This window comes from Mesorhizobium sp. M1A.T.Ca.IN.004.03.1.1 (assembly GCF_003997555.1).
Taxonomy (GTDB): Bacteria; Pseudomonadota; Alphaproteobacteria; order Rhizobiales; family Rhizobiaceae; genus Mesorhizobium.
Map to the genome: position 1 here is coordinate 1 of NZ_RZTV01000558.1, position 259 is coordinate 259.

Here is a 259-nt window from a genome sequence, read left to right on the forward strand (position 1 = left end):
GACGGCGCCGTTGATGAAGATTCTTTCTCCGGCTTTCAGAGAGATGCGAAGTGTGCTTTTCATTTAAGTCCATCCCTGATGATGGTGGTAACGTCGATGATGCCCTGGTAGTTATTAGACAGACGTTTTCTGATCCTGTCGCATTCCTTCAATATCCAGATCGCGATCGAGATGAGGTTGGCCCTGAGCCCGATCTCCAGCTGGTTGTCCGGATGTTTGAGATCCTCGATGAAGCTGATCCAGACCCGGCGGGTATAAA

The 259-nt window shown here is 50.2% G+C and carries 1 protein-coding gene and 1 pseudogene; both read right to left on the reverse strand.

Going from position 1 to position 259, the window contains the following annotated elements; genetic code table 11:
* Positions 1 to 63 (reverse strand): annotated as a pseudogene (locus EOD29_RS32865) (flagellar biosynthesis repressor FlbT); the annotation flags it as partial.
* Positions 60 to 259: flagellar biosynthesis regulator FlaF (locus EOD29_RS32870; protein WP_127248860.1), on the reverse strand; the 200-nt coding region annotated here is incomplete at its 5' end. The gene EOD29_RS32870 and the pseudogene EOD29_RS32865, both read right to left, overlap by 4 nt.